Annotated in this window: 18 protein-coding genes; 13 read left to right on the forward strand and 5 right to left on the reverse strand. The window is 65.4% G+C overall.

Features of this window, described 5'->3' with window-relative positions; translation table 11 throughout:
* The first annotated feature begins 155 nt into the window (after positions 1-155).
* From OIN59_RS01605 to OIN59_RS01625, 5 genes are all read left to right on the forward strand, one after another.
* Complete coding sequence (locus OIN59_RS01605; RefSeq protein ID WP_274106468.1) at positions 156-671, forward strand: DUF2147 domain-containing protein; 516 nt, start codon at positions 156-158, stop codon at positions 669-671.
* Entirely contained in the window at positions 668-1,390 is a 723-nt protein-coding gene (locus OIN59_RS01610) for a cytochrome c biogenesis CcdA family protein (protein WP_274106470.1), read from the forward strand. Before OIN59_RS01605 ends, OIN59_RS01610 begins: the two co-directional genes overlap by 4 nt.
* Before the next feature lie 36 nt (positions 1,391-1,426).
* Complete coding sequence (locus OIN59_RS01615; protein ID WP_274106472.1) at positions 1,427-1,999, forward strand: thioredoxin family protein; 573 nt, start codon at positions 1,427-1,429, stop codon at positions 1,997-1,999.
* Between the two features lie 74 nt (positions 2,000-2,073).
* Positions 2,074-3,396 (forward strand): serine hydrolase domain-containing protein, encoded by a 1,323-nt coding sequence (locus tag OIN59_RS01620; RefSeq protein ID WP_274106473.1) that lies wholly within the window; start codon positions 2,074-2,076, stop codon positions 3,394-3,396.
* Between the two features lie 45 nt (positions 3,397-3,441).
* Positions 3,442-5,082 carry an AMP-binding protein gene (locus tag OIN59_RS01625; RefSeq protein ID WP_274106475.1) on the forward strand — a complete coding sequence of 547 codons (1,641 nt, stop codon included), beginning with the start codon at positions 3,442-3,444 and terminating at the stop codon, positions 5,080-5,082.
* A 76-nt stretch (positions 5,083-5,158) separates the two neighbouring features.
* Here OIN59_RS01625 and OIN59_RS01630 read toward each other — a convergent pair whose 3' ends face one another.
* From OIN59_RS01630 to dnaA, 4 genes are all read right to left on the reverse strand, one after another.
* A complete protein-coding gene (locus OIN59_RS01630) occupies positions 5,159-5,572 on the reverse strand; it encodes a YkgJ family cysteine cluster protein (protein ID WP_274106477.1) in 414 nt (137 codons plus the stop codon).
* A 130-nt stretch (positions 5,573-5,702) separates the two neighbouring features.
* Entirely contained in the window at positions 5,703-8,321 is a 2,619-nt protein-coding gene (gyrB, locus tag OIN59_RS01635; protein WP_274106479.1) for a DNA topoisomerase (ATP-hydrolyzing) subunit B, read from the reverse strand.
* A 154-nt stretch (positions 8,322-8,475) separates the two neighbouring features.
* The gene (gene dnaN / locus OIN59_RS01640; protein WP_274106481.1) at positions 8,476-9,594 is read right to left on the reverse strand and encodes a DNA polymerase III subunit beta; all 1,119 of its coding nucleotides are present in this window, start codon (positions 9,592-9,594) and stop codon (positions 8,476-8,478) included.
* Positions 9,595-9,725: 131 nt separating this feature from the next.
* Entirely contained in the window at positions 9,726-11,150 is a 1,425-nt protein-coding gene (gene dnaA, locus OIN59_RS01645; RefSeq protein ID WP_274106483.1) for a chromosomal replication initiator protein DnaA, read from the reverse strand.
* Between the two features lie 398 nt (positions 11,151-11,548).
* On the opposite strand from dnaA, the gene rpmH reads away from it, so the two are divergent.
* The 7 genes from rpmH to OIN59_RS01680 all read left to right on the forward strand — a co-directional run bounded on the left by rpmH (position 11,549) and on the right by OIN59_RS01680 (position 17,478).
* Positions 11,549-11,683 (forward strand): 50S ribosomal protein L34, encoded by a 135-nt coding sequence (gene rpmH, locus OIN59_RS01650; protein WP_005798102.1) that lies wholly within the window; start codon positions 11,549-11,551, stop codon positions 11,681-11,683.
* 73 nt (positions 11,684-11,756) lie between these two features.
* Positions 11,757-12,269 carry a ribonuclease P protein component gene (locus OIN59_RS01655; protein WP_274106486.1) on the forward strand — a complete coding sequence of 171 codons (513 nt, stop codon included), beginning with the start codon at positions 11,757-11,759 and terminating at the stop codon, positions 12,267-12,269.
* Positions 12,266-12,559 carry a membrane protein insertion efficiency factor YidD gene (gene yidD / locus OIN59_RS01660; RefSeq protein ID WP_274106488.1) on the forward strand — a complete coding sequence of 98 codons (294 nt, stop codon included), beginning with the start codon at positions 12,266-12,268 and terminating at the stop codon, positions 12,557-12,559. Before OIN59_RS01655 ends, yidD begins: the two co-directional genes overlap by 4 nt.
* Positions 12,556-14,268 (forward strand): membrane protein insertase YidC, encoded by a 1,713-nt coding sequence (yidC, locus tag OIN59_RS01665; RefSeq protein WP_274106490.1) that lies wholly within the window; start codon positions 12,556-12,558, stop codon positions 14,266-14,268. The genes yidD and yidC overlap by 4 nt, the downstream gene beginning before the upstream one ends.
* 147 nt (positions 14,269-14,415) lie before the next feature.
* A complete protein-coding gene (gene mnmE / locus OIN59_RS01670) occupies positions 14,416-15,837 on the forward strand; it encodes a tRNA uridine-5-carboxymethylaminomethyl(34) synthesis GTPase MnmE (RefSeq protein WP_274106492.1) in 1,422 nt (473 codons plus the stop codon).
* A gap of 81 nt (positions 15,838-15,918) precedes the next feature.
* Positions 15,919-16,410 (forward strand): Crp/Fnr family transcriptional regulator, encoded by a 492-nt coding sequence (locus OIN59_RS01675; RefSeq protein ID WP_274106494.1) that lies wholly within the window; start codon positions 15,919-15,921, stop codon positions 16,408-16,410.
* Between the two features lie 111 nt (positions 16,411-16,521).
* Positions 16,522-17,478: a hypothetical protein gene (locus OIN59_RS01680; RefSeq protein ID WP_274106496.1), complete on the forward strand. Its 957-nt coding sequence runs from the start codon at positions 16,522-16,524 to the stop codon at positions 17,476-17,478.
* 76 nt (positions 17,479-17,554) lie between these two features.
* Here OIN59_RS01680 and OIN59_RS01685 read toward each other — a convergent pair whose 3' ends face one another.
* Positions 17,555-18,109, reverse strand: coding sequence for an adenine phosphoribosyltransferase (locus tag OIN59_RS01685; protein WP_274106498.1), 555 nt, complete (start codon positions 18,107-18,109; stop codon positions 17,555-17,557).
* 211 nt (positions 18,110-18,320) lie between these two features.
* On the opposite strand from OIN59_RS01685, the gene OIN59_RS01690 reads away from it, so the two are divergent.
* Complete coding sequence (locus tag OIN59_RS01690) at positions 18,321-21,374, forward strand: EAL domain-containing protein (protein ID WP_274106499.1); 3,054 nt, start codon at positions 18,321-18,323, stop codon at positions 21,372-21,374.
* Positions 21,375-21,410: the final 36 nt, after the last annotated feature.

Here is a 21,410-nt window from a genome sequence, read left to right on the forward strand (position 1 = left end):
GGGGCTGCGGTGGTGGCGTTGTTGGCGGGTATGTATCTGAACTTGTCTGCCTGGCATCCCGACAAGTGCACATACCAAAAGGCCCTGGCCGGACAAATCGCAGATACCTGCGGTGGCTTCAATGCAGTCTTCCTGAACTTCACGAGGACCTTGCCATGAAACTCCCCATCGCCGTGGCCGCCCAGGCCGTCTTTCTGGCACTGGGCCTGACACACGTTGCCGGTGCGCAAGAGACTACCGCAGCGCCACCCGCCACCACCGCGCAGGGCGCAGCCCAACCCAAGGCGCCCCTGGGTCGCTGGATCACCGAGAGCGGCAACCTGGAGGTGAACATCGCCCCCTGCAACCCGGGTGGGAGCAACACCTTGTGCGGCAAGGTGGTGCGTGTGCTGGCCAACCGCTCCATGAGCGCGCCGGGCACCGACATGGTGGCCGCCGACGCGCGGCCCGCACTGGGCATGACGCTGCTGTCGGGTCTGCGCCAGGCGGATGGCGGCAACAGCGAGTACCAGGGTGAGATCTACAACCGCGAGAACGCCAAGACCTACCGCGTCAACCTGACACCTGCCGAGCCTGAGCAACTGCTGGTGCACGCGTACGTGGGCATTCCGCTGTTCGGCAAGACGCAGGTGTGGCGCCGCCCTGCGGCTGAGCAGGGGAGCGGGCAATGACGATGGCCACCACCTCGCCCTGGCTGGCCGTGGCCGCTGGCATGCTCACCGTGGGGGCGCCCTGCGTGCTGCCCATGCTGCCGGTGGTGCTGGGGGCGTCGGTGGGCAGCAGCAGTGCAGTGCAGCGTACGCGCCCGCTGTTCATTGCGCTGGGCTTTGCGCTGTCGTTCGCGGCGGTGGCGCTGTTGTTCAGCAGCTTCACGCAGGTGCTGGGTGTGTCGCAAGAGGGCCTGCGCCGGTTTGCCGCCGTGATGCTGCTGGTGTTTGGCGTGCTCACCGTGTGGCCCCGGCCGTTTCAGTGGCTCAGTCAACACGCTGGCGGCGTGCTCAGCCGCATGGCCAGCCTGGGCATGGGCTGCGGGGGCGGCAACTGGGGTGGGCTGCTGCTGGGCCTGAGCCTGGGTGCGGTCTGGACACCCTGCGCCGGGCCGGTGCTCGCCTCCATCCTCACCCTCATCGCCACCGAGCCTGCCGGCGTGGGCACCGCCGTGCTGCTGCTCGCGTATTCCACCGGCGCGGCGCTGCCCATGCTGGCCATTGCCTACGGTGGCCAGGCCGCCGCCACCCATGTGCGCCGCCTTGCCCGCCACGCGCACCGCGTGCAGCAGGTGTTTGGCGTGGTGGTCATCACCGTCGCGCTGGCCATGTTGTGGGAGGTGGATGGACAGATCACCGCCTGGCTCACGCAGTTTTATCCCTCGGGCTGGGGCGGCCTGTAAGGGCTGACACGTCACCGCTTGCAAGGAGCTTTCACCATGACATTGCACCCCACTTCACCTCTCTTCTCAGAACGCCGCGCGTTTCTGGCCTCGCTGGCCACCGCGTTGGTGGCGCCTGGGCTCACCCACGCGGCGGGCCCCACCAGCCCGCCTGGAGCGCTGCCCGACTTGGGCGCCGCGCCCGAGTTCACCGGCATCGAGCGCTGGCTTAACTCCGAACCCCTGAGCCTGGCGCAACTGCGCGGCCGCGTGGTGTTGGTGGATTTCTGGACCTATGCCTGCGTCAACTGCATCCGCACCCTGCCCCATGTGAACCGCTGGGCCGAGCAATACACGCCCCAGGGCCTCACGGTGGTGGGTGTGCACACGCCCGAATTTCCGTTCGAGCGCTCGGCCAGCAATGTCGAGGCGGCGATGCGCCGCTATGGCGTGAAGCACCCCGTGGCGCAGGACAACCGCTATGGCACCTGGAAGGCCTACAGCAACCAGTACTGGCCTGCCACCTACCTCATCGATGCGCAGGGCCGCATTCGCTACAAGCACTTTGGCGAAGGCGAATACGAGCGCACCGAGTCTGTGATTCGCACGCTGCTGGCAGCCCGGGGCTGAGCGGCCCGGTCGATTCCGCTCCCCTTTTTTTGTTCTCTCCTTTCCCACGATTTTTTGACAGAGGTCTTTTCACCATGCGCCACTTTCATCGCCACCTGACCCGCTCATTCACCGCCGTCGCCCTGGCCTGCACCTTGCTGGTTGCCGCACCCGCCAGTCAGGCCCAGGCCCCGCAGCTGCCACCGCCGGATGCGACCAACCCTGTGACCCTGCAGCTGATGCAGGGCTTCCCTCCGCCGCCCGACAAGCTGGTGCGGCTGGCCAACACCCTCAAGTACCCCAACGTGCGCTGGGCCGCGCAGCACCTGCGCGAACTCGGGCCCACGGCCACCGTCTGGCGTGGTGCCGCCGCGCCCAGCGCACTGCCTGCAGCGCCGCGCGCCTTACCCGATACCCTGGCGTTTGCCGACGGCAAGGGCGCCCCCACCACGCTGGCCGACTGGCAAAAGGCCACCTACACCGACGCCCTGCTGGTGCTGCACCGGGGCCGTGTGGTGTATGAGCGCTATCACATCGGCATGCAGCCGCAGCAGCCGCATGTGCTGTGGTCCATGAGCAAATCGCTGGTGGGTCTGCTGGTGACCGAACTCATCCAGGAAGGCACCATAGACGCCAACGCGCCCATCCCCCGCTACCTGCCCGAGCTGGCGAGCAGCGCCTGGGCCGATGCCACCGTGCAGCAGACCCTGGACATGACCACCGGCGTGAAATACGCCGAGAACTTTGCCGACCCCACCTCGGGCGTTTTCCAGTATCTGGCCGCCGCTGGCCTGCAGCCCGCGCCCCCTGGCAGCAACCTCGCCAAGAGCATGGCCGAGCACCTGCCCACGGTGCAGAAGGAAGGCGAGCACGGCACCGCGTTTGCGTACAAATCGGTGGACTCGGAAGTGCTGGGCTGGCTGCTGCAGCGCGTGACGGGCAAGAGCTACGCCACGCTGCTGTCCGAGCGCATCTGGTCCAGGCTGGGCACGCAGGAGGACGCCTATGTGTTTGCCGACGCCAATGGCGGCCAAGCCACCAGCGTGGGCGTCAACGCCACGTTGCGCGACCTGGGACGCCTGGGCGAAATGCTGCGATCCAACGGCCGCTTCAATGGGCAGCAGATCGTCTCGCCTGCCACCATTGCCGAGCTGCGCAAGGGCGCTGACCCCGCCCTGTTCAGCAAGGCCCCCGGCACTGCCATGCGCGCTGGCTACTCGTACCACAACCAGTGGTGGGTGCCCCACGATGCGGACGGCTCCTTTGAGGCCAAGGGCCTGATGGGCCAGCACATCCACATCAACCCGGCGGCCGAGCTGGTGGTGGTGAAGCTCTCCAGCCACCCCGTGCCCAACACCGCCTTCACCCACGCGCTGGACCGGCAGGCATTTGCCGCGCTGGCCAAGGCTGTGCGCTGAGCCCGGCCGCAGATTCCCGTTTCACCCCTCTAGGACCATTGCACCATGTCCCTCCAACCCTGGCTGGCCAGCTACGGCGCCATCCCCGCCCACATTGACCCTGACAGCCACCCCAGCGTCGTGCACCTGCTGTGTGCCGCCATGCAGCGCCATGCACACCGGCCCGCATTCACGTGCCTGGGCCAGACGCTGACCTATGCTGAGGTGGACCAGCAATCTCGTGCCTTTGCCGCCTACCTGCAGAACGTGCTGCGCGTGCGCAAGGGCGACCGCATCGCCGTGATGTGCCCCAACTTGATCGCCTTCCCGATCGTGCTGCTGGGCATCGCGCGCGCGGGCTGCGTGCAGGTCAACGTGAACCCGCTGTACACCCCGCGTGAGCTGGAGCACCAGCTCCATGACGCAGGCGCCCGGGTGATGGTGATCTATGCCGGATCCACCGCCACCCTGGCCGCCATCCAGGACCGGGTGGAACTGCACAGCATCATCACCGTGGCGCCTGGCGACGGCGCAGCGGCCGACTTGCCGGGTCCGCCGGTCGATGCGGGCCTGCACACCACCACCTCGCTTGAGCGGGCCCTGGCGGAAGGCGCCACCCTGCCTTTTGCGCCGCCCGTACTGGAGGGTGGCGACCTGCTGCTTCTGCAATACACCGGGGGCACCACTGGCCTGTCCAAAGGCGCCATGCTGACGCACCGCAACCTGGTGGCCAACATAGAGCAGTTCAAGGCCTTCATCCCCGATGCCCTTCGCCCCGCGCAGGAGGTCATCGTCACGGCCATTCCGCTGTATCACATCTTCGCGCTCATGGTGAACCTGATCACCTACTTCTCGGTGGGCGCACACAACTGGCTGGTACCGAACCCGCGCGATCTGGAGTCGTTGATCGAGGTGCTGAAAACCGCGCGCCCCAGCGTGTTCATGGGCGTCAACACCTTGTATGCCGGGCTGGCAGCGCACCCCGGCACGCGGGGGGTAGATTTCTCCAACCTGCGGCTGGCGGGGGGCGGTGGCGCTGCCATTCTGCCCTCGGTATCGGCCCGCTGGCAGGCCATCACCGGCCAGTTCATCCGCGAAGGCTACGGCCTGAGCGAAACCAGCCCTTTGGTGGCGCTCAATCCCTCATCGGTCACCACGTTCAGCGGCAGCACCGGCCTGCCACTGCCCTCCACCGAAGTGGAGTTGCTGGACGACCAGGGCCAACCTGCGCCCCTGGGCCAGCCCGGCGAGGTCTGCGTGAAGGGCCCCCAGGTCATGAGCGGCTACTGGCAGCAGCCCGAGGCCAACGCGGCAGCCTTCACCCCCGACGGCTACTTTCGCACTGGTGACATCGGTCAGCTGGACGAGCGCGGCTTTCTCAAGATCGTGGACCGCAAAAAGGACATGGTCATCGTCTCGGGCTTCAACGTTTTCCCCAACGAGATCGAGGCCGTGGCCACCGCCTGCCCCGGCGTGCTGGAGTGCGCCTGCATCGGCGTGCCCGACGACAAGACGGGTGAGGCGCTGCGGTTGTACGTGGTGCGCGCGGCGGGTACTGCGCCGCCGGTGGATGCAGACAGCATTGCCGCCCATTGCCGCACGGCGCTCACCCCCTACAAAGTGCCCCGGCAGATCGTGTTTGTGGAGGCCCTGCCCAAGTCCAGCGTCGGCAAGATACTGCGCCGCGAGCTGCGCGACATGGCGTGAGCGCGCGGGGGGGCAGTTTCAGAAGGCGGCGGGCTTGCGCAGGTGAGAGGCGTGAGGCCCCTCAGCGCTTGTCTAGTCAGCCCCGCCGCTGCAGGTCCCGCGCTCCATAGGCGCAGTAGCCCGGCTTGGGGCTCTTCTTCTGCGGGTGCAGGCGGCAGGTCTCGGGCCGCTTCTCATACACCGTGCACAGCCGCGTCTTGGGGTCGAGGAAATTGCAGTCCCCACTCGCCCGCCGCGCCATCGTGAAGATAGCGTTCTTGTGGTTGAAGTGGTCGATCAGCCGCGCCTTCTGCAGCCGCTTGGCAATGTGGCGGATTTCCTCATGCTCGGCCTCGAACGGGTCCACCAGTTCAAGTCGCACCAGGTCCGATAGCTGCACCTCCAGCGGCATCGTGCAGCAGTTGGCCGCGCAGGTGTCGCACAGGCCTGCGCGGTAGCGGGTCCAGGTGTCGAGGCGGTCTACGTCAACGATGGCGATGGGGGAGCGCATGGGGGTGGGATTGTTTCAGCGTGCAATGGCTGTACTCAAGGGGACGTCGGCTTCATCCACGGTGTTCCGGGAATGTCAAAAGAAAACGCTCCCTTGGGAGCGTTTTCTTGCGATGCCACGGCGCAATGTATCAAACGTCAATATTCCCCGCCCGCAGCGCATTCGTCTCAATGAAATCCCTGCGCGGCTCCACCTCGTCGCCCATCAGCATCGTGAACACTCGGTCCGCCTCGATCGCATCGTCGATCTGCACGCGCAGCAGGCGGCGCACGTTGGGGTCCATCGTCGTTTCCCACAGCTGCTCGGGGTTCATCTCGCCCAGGCCCTTGTAGCGCTGGCGGCTGGTGGTGCGTTCGGCTTCGGTGATCAGCCACTTCATGGCCTGGCGGAAGTCGCCGACCTTTTCTTCCTTCTGCTTGTCGCCTTCGCCGCGCAGGGCCTTGGCGCCCTCGCCCAGCAGGCCACGGAAGGTTTCGGCGGCTTCGGCCAGGGCGGCGTAATCGGCGCCGTGCACGAAGTCTTGCGTGATGACGCTGCTCTTGATATTGCCGTGGTGGCGGCGGCTGATGCGCAGCAGGGGCTTGTCGGTGCGGGCGTCAAATTCACCGGCCACTTCGGCGGGGGCGCCGGTGGTGTTCAACTCGCGCAGCTTGGCTTGCAGGGCGACGGCGCTGACTTCGGCGTCGGCCACGGTGTCGAGCTTGAGGCTCACACCGTCGGCGATCGCGCGCAGGGCCTCCTGGTCCATGAAGTTGCCCAGGCGGGCGATGACGCTTTCAGCGATCTGGTGCTTGCGCGCCAGCTCGGCCAGGGTGTCGCCGGTCAGGGTTTGTGGGTTGGCGCCGCCGGTGGTCACGCTGGCGTGGTTCAGCGCGATGCGCAGCAAGAAGCCGTCGAGCGCGGGCGCGTCCTTCAGGTACAGCTCTTCCTTGCCCGCCTTGACCTTGTACAGCGGTGGCTGCGCAATGTAGATGTGGCCGCGCTCGACCAGTTCGGGCATCTGGCGGTAGAAGAAGGTGAGCAGCAGGGTGCGGATGTGGGCGCCGTCCACGTCAGCGTCAGTCATGATGATGATGCGGTGGTAGCGCAGCTTGGCCACATCAAAGTCGTCGCCCCCGGTAGTGCCACCCGCCTTGCCGATGCCGGTGCCCAGGGCCGTGATCAGCGTGAGGATTTCGTTGCTGGTCAGCAGCTTTTCGTAGCGGGCTTTTTCCACGTTCAGGATCTTGCCGCGCAGAGGCAAGATGGCCTGGAACTTGCGGTCGCGGCCTTGCTTGGCAGAGCCACCGGCGGAGTCACCCTCGACGATGTAGATCTCGCACATCGCCGGGTCTTTTTCCTGGCAGTCGGCCAGCTTGCCGGGCAGCCCCATGCCGTCGAGCACGCCCTTGCGGCGGGTCATTTCGCGGGCCTTGCGGGCGGCTTCGCGGGCGCGGGCGGCTTCCACGATCTTGCCGCAGATGATCTTGGCGTCGGCTGGGCGCTCTTGCAGGTAGTCGGTGAGCAGCTTGCCCACGATGTCTTCCACCGGGGCGCGCACTTCGCTGGACACGAGCTTGTCTTTAGTCTGGCTGCTGAACTTGGGCTCGGGCACCTTCACGCTCAAGACGCAGCACAGCCCTTCGCGCATGTCGTCGCCGGTCACTTCGACCTTGGCCTTCTTGGCGAACTCGTTTTCTTCGATGTACTTGTTGATGACGCGGGTCATCGCGGCGCGCAGGCCGGTGAGGTGGGTGCCGCCGTCACGCTGGGGGATGTTGTTGGTAAAGCACAGCACCTGCTCGCTGTACGCGCTGTTCCACTGCATGGCCACTTCCACGCCAATGTGGGTGCCGGGGATGCCGCCGTACGTTTCGGCTGGACGCTCGCCTGCGGCATAGAAGGAGTTGGGATGCAACACCGTCTTGCCCTTGTTGATGAACTCCACGAAGCCGCGCACGCCGCCAGCACCCGAGAAGTCGTCTTCCTTGCCGCTGCGCTCGTCTTTGAGGCGAATGCGCACGCCGTTGTTCAGGAACGAGAGTTCGCGCAGGCGCTTGGCTAGGATTTCGTAGTGGAAGTCGTAGTTCTCTTTGAAGATCTCGGTGTCGGGCAAGAAGTGCACCTCGGTGCCGCGCTTTTCGGTCTCGCCGGTCACCTTCATGGGGCTGACTTCAAAGCCGTCCACGGTGTCGAGCAGGCGGTCTTGCACAAAGCCGCGTGCAAATTCGATCTGATGCACCTTGCCTTCGCGGCGCACGGTCAGGCGCAGCCATTTGGACAGTGCGTTCACGCAGCTCACGCCCACGCCGTGCAGGCCGCCGGAGACCTTGTAGCTGTTCTGGTTGAACTTGCCGCCTGCGTGCAGCTCGGTCAAGGCAATTTCTGCCGCACTGCGCTTGGGCTCGTGCTTGTCGTCCATCTTCACGCCGGTGGGGATGCCGCGGCCGTTGTCGGTCACGCTGATGGAGTTGTCGGTGTGGATGGTGACGACGATGTCGTCGCAGTGGCCGGCCAGGGCTTCGTCGATGGAGTTGTCGACCACCTCGAACACCAGATGGTGCAGGCCGGTGCCGTCGCTGGTGTCACCGATGTACATGCCGGGGCGCTTGCGCACGGCCTCCAGGCCTTCGAGGATGGTGATGGCGCCTTCGCCGTAGCTTTCACTGGCACCCGCCTGGTTCGTGTCGATCTTGTTGACGATGGGCTCCACATGGCCGGAGACGCCGGAGGAATCGGGCTCGGAGGGAATGTTGTTGTCAACGGTCATGGTGGGCCTTGGGATCCGTGGAAACCGGGGTTTCCAATGTGTTCAATGGTCAAATTGGCTGCAGGCGCATATTGGATATGCGCTAACAGCTATCAATATAGTAGCGTTCGCGGTGGGCGATGCGACAGTGGGACGTGGCTTGTGCCACGCCACCTCAAATGCGCATGGGCATCACCACGTACTTGAAACTCTCGTTCTCGGGGATGGTCAGCAGCGCAGAGCTGTTGCCGTCCGAGAGCTCCACCTTCACCATGTCCTGGCCCATGTTGGCCAGGGCGTCGATGAGGTAGGTCACGTTGAAGCCGATCTCGATGGTGTCGCCACCGTAGTCGATGTCGAGCTCGTCCACGGCTTCTTCCTGCTCGGCGTTGTTGGACGCCACGCGCAAGGTGCCGGGCTCCAGGTTCAGGCGCACGCCCTTGAACTTGTCGCTGGTCATGATGGCCGTGCGCTGCAGGCTGGCCAGCAGTGGGGCGCGGCCCAGGGTGATGCTGTTCTTGTGGTTCTTGGGGATCACGCGGTTGTAGTCGGGGAACTTGCCCTCGACCAGCTTGGTGACGAACTCCATGCCGCCAAAGGTGAACTTGGCCTGGTTGTTCGCAAACTGCATCTCGATATGCGGCTGGTTCTCGCCGCCCGCATCAGACAGCAGACGCTGCAGCTCAATCACGGTCTTGCGCGGCAGGATGACTTCCTGCTTGGGCACTTCGACGTCCAGCGTGGCGCTGGCAAACGCCAGGCGGTGGCCGTCGGTGGCGACCAAGCTCAGCTGCTTGCCTTCGGCGACGAACAGGATGCCGTTGAGGTAATAGCGGATGTCCTGCACGGCCATCGCAAACGACACCTGACCCAGCAGGTCTTTCAGCGTTTTTTGTGGCACGGCGAACACGGGGCCGAAGGCGGCCGATTCTTGCACCAGCGGGAAGTCCTCAGCGGGCAGGCTTTGCAGCGTGAAGCGGCTCTTGCCGCCCTTCAAGATCAGCTTGGACTGGGCCGATTCCAGGCTCACGGTCTGGTCGCCGGGCATGGTCTTCAGGATGTCGATGAGCTTGCGCGCGCCCACGGTGGTGGTGAAGTCGCCCGTGTCGCCACCGAGTTCGGCGGTGGTGCGGATCTGGATTTCGAGGTCGCTGGTCGTCAGCTGCAGGGCGTTGCCCGTCTTGCGGATCAGCACGTTGGCCAGGATGGGCAGTGTGTGGCGGCGCTCCACGATGCCAGCCACGGACTGCAGAACCGCGAGAACCTTGTCTTGTGTTGCCTTCAGGACGATCATGTCATCAACCTCTTGTGGTTTTTGGGACGGTGCTTGGACAGCTGCGCAGGTTGTGCCTCCCCCCGCTGCCTAACCCGCCATTTTGCCCGTTTACCGGGCGGTTCCCGCTCGGTGTCTTTCCCCACGCGCCGTCAGCCCTTCAGGGTCTGCTCCAACACGTGCAACTGCTGGTTCAGCTCGGTCAGCTGCTGGCGCTCTCCCGCAATCTTGCGCACGGCGTGCAACACCGTGGTGTGATCGCGTCCGCCAAACAATTCTCCAATTTCGGGAAGACTCTTTTGCGTCAGCTCCTTGGCCAGGTACATCGCAATCTGGCGCGGGCGGGCAATGCTGGCCGGGCGCTTCTTGCTGTACATGTCGGCGACCTTGATCTTGTAATAGTCAGCCACCGTCTTCTGGATGTTTTCCACAGAAATCTGCCGGTTCTGGATGGACAGCAGGTCGCGCAGCGCCTCGCGGGCGAGCTGGATAGAAATTTCCTTCTGGTTGAAACGTGAGTACGCCAGGATCTTGCGCAGCGCGCCTTCGAGTTCGCGCACGTTGGAGCGCACGTTCTTGGCCACGAAGAAGGCGACTTCCTCGGGCATCTCGGTGCCTTCAACGCGGGCCTTGTTGATCAGGATGGCCACGCGCATTTCCAGCTCGGGCGGCTCGATGGCGACCGTCAGGCCCGAGTCAAAACGCGACACCAGCCGCTCGTGGATGTTGGCCAGACCCTTGGGGTAGGTGTCCGACGTCATCACGATGTGCGACTTCTTGGCCAGCAGCGCCTCGAATGCGTTAAAAAATTCTTCTTGTGTGCGGTCCTTGTTGGCGAAGAACTGCACGTCGTCGATCAGCAGCAGGTCGAGCGAGTGGTAGCGTTCCTTGAACTCGTCGAACGTGCGGCGCTGGTAGGCCTTAACCACATCCGACACAAACTGCTCTGCATGGATGTAGAGAACTTTGGCGTCGGGCTTGTCCTGCAGCAGGCGGTTGCCCACAGCGTGCACCAAGTGGGTCTTGCCCAGGCCCACGCCGCCGTAGATGAACAACGGGTTGTACAGGTGACCGGGCATGCCAGCCACGTGCATGGCCGCCGAGCGCGCCATGCGGTTGGCCGTGCCCTCCACCAGGGTCTCGAAAGTGAGGGCGGCATTGAGACGGTTGCGGAACGCGCCCGCCGTGGCTTCATCGTTGTTGCTGGACTGGGGTTCGGCCGGTGCCGCAGCGTTGGTGGGCTCTTGCGATGCCGGGCGTACATAAGTACGGGCAACAGATTCTCGCTGAGCGAGCGCTAACTCCAGTGTGACGGGCTGGCCGTACAGGCCTTCGAGCAGCGCGGCAATGCGGCCCGCATATTGGGCACGGATCCAGTCGAGCTTGAAGCGGTTGCCCACGAGCAGCGTGACTTTGGAGAAGTCTTCGGCCACTTGGGCAATCAGGGGCTTGATCCAGGTGTTGAATTGTTGTTCTGGCAGGTCTTGCGCCAGTTGCTCAACGCAGGCTTGCCACAGGCCCTGACCGGCATCTGCGCCGGGCGAATTGGGGGAGCTGCGGGTGGGTTCCTCGATCATTTCAGGGGGATTCTTATTGTGGATAGGAGGAACGGGGCTGGGCGGCGGATTGTAGCTTGTCAAGGAGTTATCCACAATTTGAGGGCGGCTGTCATCTGGGGGATTCCGGGGGTGTCATGCGGGGTGCGCCCCTTGTCTGGACCTCTTCCGGCGACGCTGTCGCGGCCTTTCGGAGGTTCGCTGATAAAGGCCTGCCCGCCGAAAGGCATTGCCAGCCAGCCACAAGCCTGCGATAATTTTGGGTTTCCCTGAATGTGTTCAGGGTGATTTGACCCGGCGCGCCGTTATTTCTGCCCCGTGGGTCTGCCTCCAGGCGGTGTTTCATATACAGCGTGGGTGTGCAGATTGCAGGGGGTTCAAGAGCAGCAGTCCGGAACTGAACCTCAAGGAATAGCACCATGAAACGTACTTACCAGCCCTCCAAGACGCGCCGCGCGCGCACCCACGGTTTCCTCGTCCGCATGAAGACCCGCGGCGGCCGTGCCGTTATCAACGCACGCCGCGCCAAGGGCCGCAAGCGCCTGGCCGTCTAAGGCCGTTACGGTCTACGGCCTGCTCCCCGCCTGTTCCCGGTTTGTACCGCCAGGTTCCAAACGGGGCGCTCGCATGCACAGGCTAAAAACCCGGCCGCAGTTTCAGGCTGCCATGGCGGGGGGCACTGTCTCCCGCACGGCGCATTTTGCGTTGCACCGCTTGGTGTTGGACGCCGATGGCAGCGCTGCTGCCGTCCAAGCTGCTGCTGTCGCTCCCACAGGGCCCGGCTCCTTGCCGCACACGCAAGGGCCGCAGGCCCTGTTTGTCGTTCCGGGCGTCTGGCTGGGTGCCATGGTGCCCAAGCGCTGGGCGCGCCGCGCCGTGACGCGCAACACCATCAAGCGGCAGATCTATACCGTAGGCGCTACGTTTGAGGCGCGTTTGCCGCAGGCGGCCCATGTAGTGCGCCTGCGCTCGGCGTTTGATCGCAAGCAGTTTGTGAGCGCCACGTCCGACCAGCTCAAGCAGGCGGTGCGTGCTGAGCTGCTGCAGCTGTTCGGATACGCAACCCGGCATTCAGGCGCTGCAGCGGCTCACGTTGCTGCACCTGTGCCGCCGTTGGCAGAACCGGTGGCCACCCCATGATGCAGCGTTTGCTGATTGGCGTGGTCAAGGGCTATCGGCTGTTCCTCAGCCCCTGGCTGGGCTCGGCCTGCCGTTTCGAGCCGACCTGCTCGGTCTATTCGCTGCAGGCGCTGGAGCAGCACGGCGCTGCGGCCGGCAGTTATCTCACGGTGCGCAGGCTGGTACGCTGCCACCCCTGGTGTGACGGGGGCCACGATCCGGTCCCACAAGATCTGCCGCGCAGCATGCGGCTTTTCTCACGGCTCACCCCTTCCACCACCCCACCATCCTCACCAAAGAAGTCTTCATGAACGACATTCGCCGCACCATCCTGTGGGTGATTTTTGGCTTTTCCATGGTTCTGCTGTGGGACAAGTGGCAACTGCACAACGGCAACAAGGCCACCTTTTTCCCGACCACCCCTGCAGTGACGGCTCCTGCTGCCGCAGCAGGTGCGGCCTCTGGCGCGACCGGAGCAGCCAGTGTGCCAGCCTCCAGCGCACCTGCAGCCACAGCTGCAGCGCAAGGCGCGGCAGCTGTACCCGGTCAGCTCGCGGCAGCGGCAGCGCCCGCCAAGCGCGAGCGCATCGAGGTCAAGACCGACCTGTACCGTCTGGTGTTCGACAGTGAGGGCGGCTCACTCACGCAGGCCGAGCTGCTCAAGCACGCCGACATGGCCGACAAGGCCCACAACTTCTTGCTGCTGGACGAGAGCGCTCAGCGCGTCTACGTGGCGCAGACCGGCCTGGTGGGCGGCACTTTCCCCACGCACAAGACCGTGATGACGGCCGTGCCCGGCCCGCGCGAACTCAAGGACGGGCAGGACGAGCTCAGCATCCGCTTCGAGTCGCCCGACCAGGGCGGCGTGAAGCTGGTCAAGACCTGGACCATCAAGCGTGGCGCCTATGACATTGCTGTCAAGCACGACATCGTCAACACCGGCAGCGCCGCCGTGTCGCCCCAGCTGTACCTGCAACTGGTGCGTGACGGCAACAAGCCGCCCGGAGAGTCGTCGTTCTACTCCACCTTCACCGGCCCAGCGGTTTTCACCGAAGCCAAGAAGTACCAGAAGATTGAGTTCAAGGACATCGACAACGGCAAGATCGACATCCCCAAGGACTCGCCCAATGGCTACGTCGCCATGGTGCAGCACTACTTCGCCACCGCTTGGCTGCTGGCCGACGGCGTGCAACGCGAGCCCTTCACCCGCAAGGTGGACACCAACCTGTACTCAGTGGGCATGCTGACCTCGCTCGGCACCATCGAGCCCGGCGCCACCAAGACCATCGACGCGCGCCTGTTCGCCGGCCCGCAGGTCGAGACCATGATGGAAAAGCTGTACCCCGGCCTGGAACTGGTCAAGGACTACGGCTGGCTGACCATCCTGTCCAAGCCGCTGTACTGGCTGCTCGACAACCTGCACAAGCTCCTGAACAACTGGGGCTGGTCCATCGTGGCCCTGGTGCTGCTGCTCAAGATCGCGTTCTACTGGCTCAACGCCAAGGCCTACGCCAGCATGGCCAAGATGAAGGCCATCAACCCCAAGATCATGGAGATGCGCGAGCGCCTGAAGGACAAGCCGCAGCAGATGCAGCAGGAGATGATGCGCATCTACCGCGAGGAAAAGGTCAACCCCATGGGCGGCTGCTTCCCCATCATGATCCAGATCCCCGTGTTCATTGCGCTGTACTGGGTGCTGCTGTCCAGCGTCGAGATGCGCAACGCGCCCTGGATCGGCTGGATCCACGACCTCTCCGCGCCTGACCCGTTCTTCATTCTGCCCCTGCTGATGACAGCCAGCTCGCTGCTGCAGACCGCCCTGAACCCCGCACCACCAGACCCGATGCAGGCCAAGATGATGTGGTTCATGCCGCTGATCTTCAGCGTGATGTTCTTCTTCTTCCCAGCCGGCCTGGTGCTGTACTGGCTGACGAACAACATCCTGTCGATTGCGCAGCAGTGGATCATCAACACCCGAATGGGCGTGCCACCGCAATTCAACCTGCCAAAATTTAAGTAACCCCCTGAGCGGCTGCGCCGCTTCCCCCTTTCTCTCGCGCTGCGCGCGGGAAGGGGGACGACACCAGCGCGGCGGGGCGGCCCTTGCGCGGTGTCTCGCGCTTGGGCCGCGCCAATTTTTGGCGCTCTCTTCCCAAAATCGCCGCACATGCTTGCCCGCCACCAAGACCCCATCGTCGCCATTGCCACCGCCCCGGGGCGTGGGGCCGTCGGCATCGTGCGCGTGTCAGGGCGCGGGTTGGATGCGCTGGTGCAGGCGGTTTGCGGGCGCACCCTCAAGCCCCGCGAGGCCACCTACCTGCCCTTTCGTGATGCGCAGGGCCAGGCCATTGACCAGGGGCTGGCGCTGTACTTTCCTTGCCCGCACAGCTACACCGGCGAAGACGTGCTGGAGCTGCAGGCCCATGGTGGCCCCGTGGTGCTGCAGCTGCTGCTGGCACGCTGCCTGGAGGCGGGTGCCGCCACCGACCCCGCCACCGGCCAGCCCCACCTGCGCGGCTTGCGCGTGGCCCAGCCAGGGGAGTTCACCGAACGTGCCTTCCTGAACGACAAAATTGACCTGGCCCAGGCCGAGGCGATTGCCGACCTGATCGACGCCAGCACCGAGGCGGCCGCCCGCAGTGCCAGCCGCTCGCTGACCGGCGCGTTTTCCGCAGAAATCCACAGCCTGCACGACGCGCTCATCCACCTGCGCATGCTGGTGGAGGCCACGTTGGACTTCCCTGAAGAAGAAATCGACTTCCTGCGCAAGGCAGACGCGCGCGGCCAGCTATCAAGTTTGCAGCAAACCTTGGCCTCGGTGATGCAACGGGCGCGCCAAGGCGCGCTGCTGCGCGAGGGCATCAAGGTGGTCATCGCCGGGCAGCCCAATGCAGGCAAAAGCTCGCTGCTCAATGCGCTGGCAGGGGCCGAGCTGGCCATCGTCACGCCCATCGCGGGCACCACGCGCGACAAGGTGCAGCAGACCATACAGATCGAAGGCGTGCCCCTGCACATCATCGATACCGCTGGCCTGCGTGACAGCAGTGACGAGGTGGAGCGCATCGGCATCGCCCGCGCCTGGGACGAGATTGCGGGGGCGGACGCCGTGCTGTTCTTGCACGACCTGTCGCGGCAGTCTGCTCCTGAATATATAGCTGCCGACGCAGATATCGAAAGCGCCTTGGGGCAAAAACTGCCTAAGAACATTCCCGTCATTGATGTCTGGAACAAGCTGGACTGCGCGGTGGATGTCGCCCCCACCGCCAGCTCCGAGCGCCCTGCAGTACACCTGTCTGCCCGCACCGGGCAGGGGCTGGACGGCTTGCGACGGCTGCTGCTGGACGTGGCGGGCTGGCAGTCGGCGCCCGAGGGCATCTACATTGCACGGGCGCGGCATGTACAGGCGCTGCAGGCCGTGTCGTCGCACCTGCAGGAAGCCTCCGATCAGCTGCAGGCCCAGGGCCCGGCGCTGGACCTTCTGGCCGAGGAGTTGCGGCTGGCGCAGAACGCCTTGAGTGCCATCACCGGCGAGTTCACTTCCGACGACCTGCTGGGTGTGATCTTCTCCAGCTTCTGCATCGGCAAATAGCGACCGTTGGTCGCCCTATCTTGTAAACGGACGTAAACAGCGCTTGTGCCTGACCTGTAACAGGGTTACTTTCGGCGGACCATGAATGTTCCCATGCCCGTTGCCTCCAAGGTGGACCTCAAAGGTCTGATCGACGCCATTGCCCAGACCACGGCGGACGACAGCATGACCAACCCGCTGGCGGCCGCCCAGTGGGAGGTGCTGTCGTCCTACCTGCTGCCGGTGGTGTTGCCCGCCGGGCAGGTGCTGTTCAGCCAGGGTGCCACGGACCGCACCCTGTACCTGGTCGAAAGCGGTAGCCTGAGCGTGCACTACCAAGACGAAAAAGAGCGCCTGCGCCTGGCGATTGTGGGCGCCGGGTCGGTGGTGGGTGAAGGTGCCTTCTTCTCGCACCGTGCGCGCAGTGCCACCGTGCAGGCCAGCGCGCCCTGCAAGTTGTGGAGCCTCACGGCGATTCGCTTTACCGAACTGACCAACCGCCAGCCCGCCATTGCCTTGGGTTTGGCCATGGCTGCAGGGGCTGTGCTGGCCAAGCGTCTGGGCAACCGCCGCCGCCGCGTTGCGGCCACCTGACAGGCGGTTCCTGTCGGGGGTTTCCATCGGACTTCTTCCGCCTTCTGCGGGGGGATGGCGCGTTACACTCGATTTGGATTTTGTCCAGGCACCGTCCGAAGAAAGCAAGTCATGTCCCTGTTCAGTTGGTTCAGCCGCAAACCCGCTCCACCCAAGCCTCGCTCAGCGGCCGAGCCCTCCGGTCTGCTCAACGCCGACGCCACCGTGCCCCTGCAACCTGGGCGCCAGGGCAAGCCGCTGGTGGAGCCCCTGCCGCCGGAGCACGCCGCCAACCGCAAGAACGAGCGCATGGAGCGCCGTGAGTTGCTCTACACCGTGGTGCGCGACGCCATGGTGCGCGCCGGTGTGCTGTCGGCCAGCTACAAGTTCAAGGTGCTGTCGCTCGACCAGCGTGGCCGCCAGTTCCTGGTGATGATGGACCTGGCCCGGGAATACGGCGGCGAGACGGTGCGCCTGAGCGAGATCGAAGCACTCATCGCCCAGACGGCCAAGACCCGCTACGACATCCTAGTGACGGCCGTGTACTGGCGCATCAACGACCATGTGGCGGTAGGCATTCCGCAAAAGGGCGTGGCGCCCCAGGGGGCGGCGCTACCGCTGCAAGCGGCGTCCACAGCGGTGCGCCGCCCGCCAGCAGCAGCGGCCACTGCCCCTGCACCCCTGGCCCCATCGCCTGCCCCTTTGGCTGGAGCACGCCCCGCTGCGGCTGCACCGGTTTCATCGACTGCTCCGGCCCCGCTGGCTGCGCGCCGACCGCTCGGCGCGGTGTCGGCCCCCGCGCCTCTGGTGTCCGCACCTGCCCCGCTGGCCGCCGCGCGGCCTGCATCCTCTTCCCGCTTTGAACCCATCGAGGCCGACGAGGTGGCCGCGTTCAAGCGCGCGCTGGCCAATGCGGCAGGGGCATCGGTGGCCACGGCCGCCGCTGCCCGGCCGGGCGTACCCGTGCGCTCTGGCCCGCTGCTGCCCCCGTCTCAGCCCCAGCCCACGGGCTTTGAGGACACCGAGATGCCCGGCGCCGATAGCCGTGCCCCCGACCTGAGTAGTACCCAGTACGGCGAACTCAACTAAGAACCTGTTCTGAGGATCCGTGCGGGGCATGCCGAGCGGGGCTGCATTGCAGCCCCCATGCCTTCACCCTTTTGGGTCAGTGGCCCGCAAAGTCCACCAGCGTATACAGCTGCAGGCCCGATTCGCGCAGGCGCTGTGAGCCGCCCAGTTCGGGCAGGTCCACGATGGCGGCGCCCTCGGTGACCGTGGCGCCTAGTTTTTCCAGCAGCTTCTTGCCCGCCATCATGGTGCCGCCGGTGGCGATCAGGTCGTCGATCAGCAGCACGCGGTCACCGGCCTTCACAGCGTCGGTGTGCAGCTCCACGGTAGCGCTGCCGTATTCGAGTTCATAGGTTTCCTCCACCGTCGTGAAGGGCAGCTTGCCCTTCTTGCGGATGGGCACAAAGCCCACGTTCAGCTCGTAGGCCACCACAGCCCCCAGGATGAAGCCCCGCGCATCCAGGCCCGCCACCACGTCTGGGCGCAGCGCCTTGTCCATGTAGCGGTGCACAAAGGCATCAATCAGCACGCGGAACACCTTGGGGTCCTGCAACAGGGGGGTGATGTCGCGGAACTGCACCCCCGGCGCCGGCCAGTCGGGGACGGTGCGGATGTGCTGGCGAAGGTACTCGTTGACGCTGAGGGGCTGCATGGGCGGGTGTGGGAATGAAGACTCTGAGGAGGACCGGACAGGGCCGGTGCCTGGGTCGGGCAGGCGGCGTTGGGTTCGGAAAGTGCGAGAGTGTAAACAGCCCGCGTGTTGGGCGCGCGCCCGTACCAGACGCCATAATGTGTTTCACTGGCGTTACAAACTGCGCGCTACCTGCGGCGGGCGGCGCCCAAACCTCCACGACGATCGGCCCATGCCCATCTCCGTCCTGCTGATCGAAAGTGATCACCCCCACGCACAGGCCGTGGCGGGGGCGCTGGCGGACCCTTGGTCGGGCTGGCGGGTGGACGTGGTGGAGTCCCTTACCCAGGCGCGCGAACACCTGCTGCGCAACCGCCCCGACATCGTGCTGGTCGCCCAGCGCACCATGGACGGCTCTGCGTTCGACCTGCTGCAGCTGCTTGACGGGGTTCCGGCCATCATCATCGTGCGCATGGGGGCAGAAACCCATGCTGCGCAGGCCATGCGCCATGGGTTTGACGATTTCGCCGTGCAGGACCCGGCGCTGGACTACCTGCTCACCCTGCCCGCGCAGATCGAGGCGGTGCTGGACCGCAGCTCCAGCGCCCGCGCCCGCCGTGCGGCCGAGGCCATGCTGGCGCGCCAGCACCGGCTGCTGCAGGCCATCTCGCAGGCCCAGGGCATGTTCATTGCCAGCTCGGGCCCCCGTGCCGCGTTCGAGGCGCTGCTCAGCGAGCTGATGACCCTGACCCAGAGCGCGTTCGGCCTGGTGGGCCAGGTGCAGCGCGCCGACGATGGCCACCCCTATCTGCGTGTGCATGCGATGACCGACATCAGTTGGGACGAAGCCTCGCGCCAGCGCTACGCCCAGCACGCCGAAGATGGCATGGTGTTCGACAACCTGCACTCGCTGGTGGGCGCGGCCCTGGCGACCGGCGAGCCGGTGATCGCCAATGATGCCAACCATGACGCCCGCAGCGCGGGCACGCCACCCGGCCACCCCACGCTGCGCACCTACCTGGGGCTGCCCATCCACGCAGGAGGCGAGCTGGTGGCCATGGTGGGGCTGGCCAACCGCCGCGGTGGCTATTCCAATGCCGATGTGCAGTTTCTGCAGCCCTTGCTGAGCACCATTGGCCAACTGGAGACAGCCCGTCGCGCCGAGCTGGCCCGCAGCCATGTGGAGGCCGAACTGGCCCGCACCAGCGCCCTGCTGGCCGAAAAGACCCGGGCGCTGGAGGGCACGCTGGCCAACATCTCCCAGGGCATCACCAACGTGGATGCCGAGGGGCACATCCGTGTCTACAACCAGCGCTACCTGGAGCTGCTGGACCTGCCCGAGTCCTTGCTGGCCACGCAGCCCCCGGTGGAAGAGGTGGTGCGCTTTCAGACCGAGCGGGGCGACTTTGGCCCCGAGTTCCAGCTCATCGAGCCCATGGCGCGCCACTACGTGGCGTCGGAATACGCGGCCCATGGCGACCGCCTGGCCATGCCGCAGAGCTACGTACGGCGCACCCGGCAGGGCCGCTACATCGAGGTGCGCACCCGCGCGCTGGAGCCTGGCGGGCGCGTGCGCACGTTCACCGATGTCACCGACTACCTGAGCACGCTGGAGGCCCTGCGCCAAAGCGAGGCGCGCTGGCGCAGCCTGACAGACCTGTCGTCCGACTGGTACTGGGAGCAGGACGACCAGTTCCGTTTTGTGCGGCTGGACGGCAACCCGTACCACATGGAGGGCGTGCCGGATGAGATGCACTATGGCCTGACCCGCTGGGAGCTGCCGGACACCTTTGTGCCCGAAGGCCAGTGGCGGGTGCACCGCGACCAGCTGGAGGCGCACCAGGTTTTCCATGACTTCGAGATGCAGCGCCTGTCCCAGGACGGCAAGCCCGTGTGGGTGTCGATCAGCGGCGAGCCCATCTTTGATGAAGAAGGGCGGTTTACTGGCTACCGGGGCGTGGCGCGCGACATCACCGAACGCAAGCTGGCCGAAGCCGAGATCCAGCGCCTGGCTTTTTATGACGAACTCACCGGCCTGCCCAACCGGCGCCTGCTGATGGACCGGCTGGAGCGCGCAGTAACCACCACCCACCGCGAGGGCCGCCACGGCGCCCTGCTGTTTCTGGACCTGGACAACTTCAAGGGCATCAACGACACCATGGGCCACGAGTGGGGCGACCGGCTGCTGGTGCAGGTGGCCGCGCGCATCGAGGCCAGTGTGCGGGCCACCGACACCGTGGCGCGGCTGGGCGGCGATGAGTTTGTGGTTGTGGTGCAGGGCCTGCACAGCCAGGAGGTCGAAGCTGTCGCCGAGGCCGAAGCCGTGGCGCAAAAGGTGCTGGCGGCGCTGAACCAGCCCTACGTGGTGGACGGCTGCGACATGCACAGCACCCCCAGCATCGGCATTGCGCTGTTCCAGGACGCGCAGTTGCCCGTGCAGGAGCTGCTCAAGCGCGCCGACCTGGCCATGTACCAGGCCAAGGCGCAGGGGCGCAACACCTTGTGCTTTTTCGACCCCGCCATGCAGGCCGCAGCGTCGGCTCGCTCAGCGCTGGAGGGCGATATCCGCCAAGGCATAGCGCGCAACGAGTTTTTGCTGCACTACCAGCCGGTGGTGGACGCCACAGGCCACCCGCTGGGTGCCGAGGCGCTGGTGCGTTGGCAGCACCCGCAGCGCGGCATGGTCTCGCCCGCCGACTTCATCCCGCTGGCTGAGCAAACGGGGCTCATCCTGTCCCTGGGGCGCCAGGTGCTGGCCCTGGCCTGCCGCCAGCTGGCCCGGTGGGCCACCGCCCCGGCGACTGCCGCCTGGACCCTGGCCGTCAACGTCAGTGCGCAGGAGTTCCGCCAGTCCGATTTTGTGGAGCAGGTGCTGGCAGCGCTGCGCGATTCGGCCGCCAACCCGCGCCTGCTCAAGCTCGAACTCACCGAAAGCCTGCTGCTGCACGACGTGGAGGACAGCATCCTCAAGATGCAGGCCCTGCGCACGCTGGGTGTGGGCTTCTCGCTCGACGACTTCGGCACGGGCTACTCATCGCTCAGCTACCTCAAGCGCTTGCCGCTCGATCAGCTCAAGATCGACCAGAGTTTTGTGCGCGACGTGCTCACCGACCCCAACGACGCCGCCATCGCCTGCACCATCATCACCCTGGCCCACAGCCTGGGCCTGGACGTGGTGGCCGAGGGCGTGGAAACCGAAGGGCAGCGCGCTTTCTTGCTGAGCAACGGCTGCCGCCAGTTCCAGGGCTACCTCTTCGGGCGGCCTGGGCCGGCAGAGTTGTTGTAGTTTGCTATTAAAAATATAGCTGTTGGCGCACATTGC

This window comes from Acidovorax benzenivorans, from assembly GCF_028680575.1.
In the GTDB taxonomy this organism is placed as follows: Bacteria; Pseudomonadota; Gammaproteobacteria; order Burkholderiales; family Burkholderiaceae_C; genus Acidovorax; species Acidovorax benzenivorans.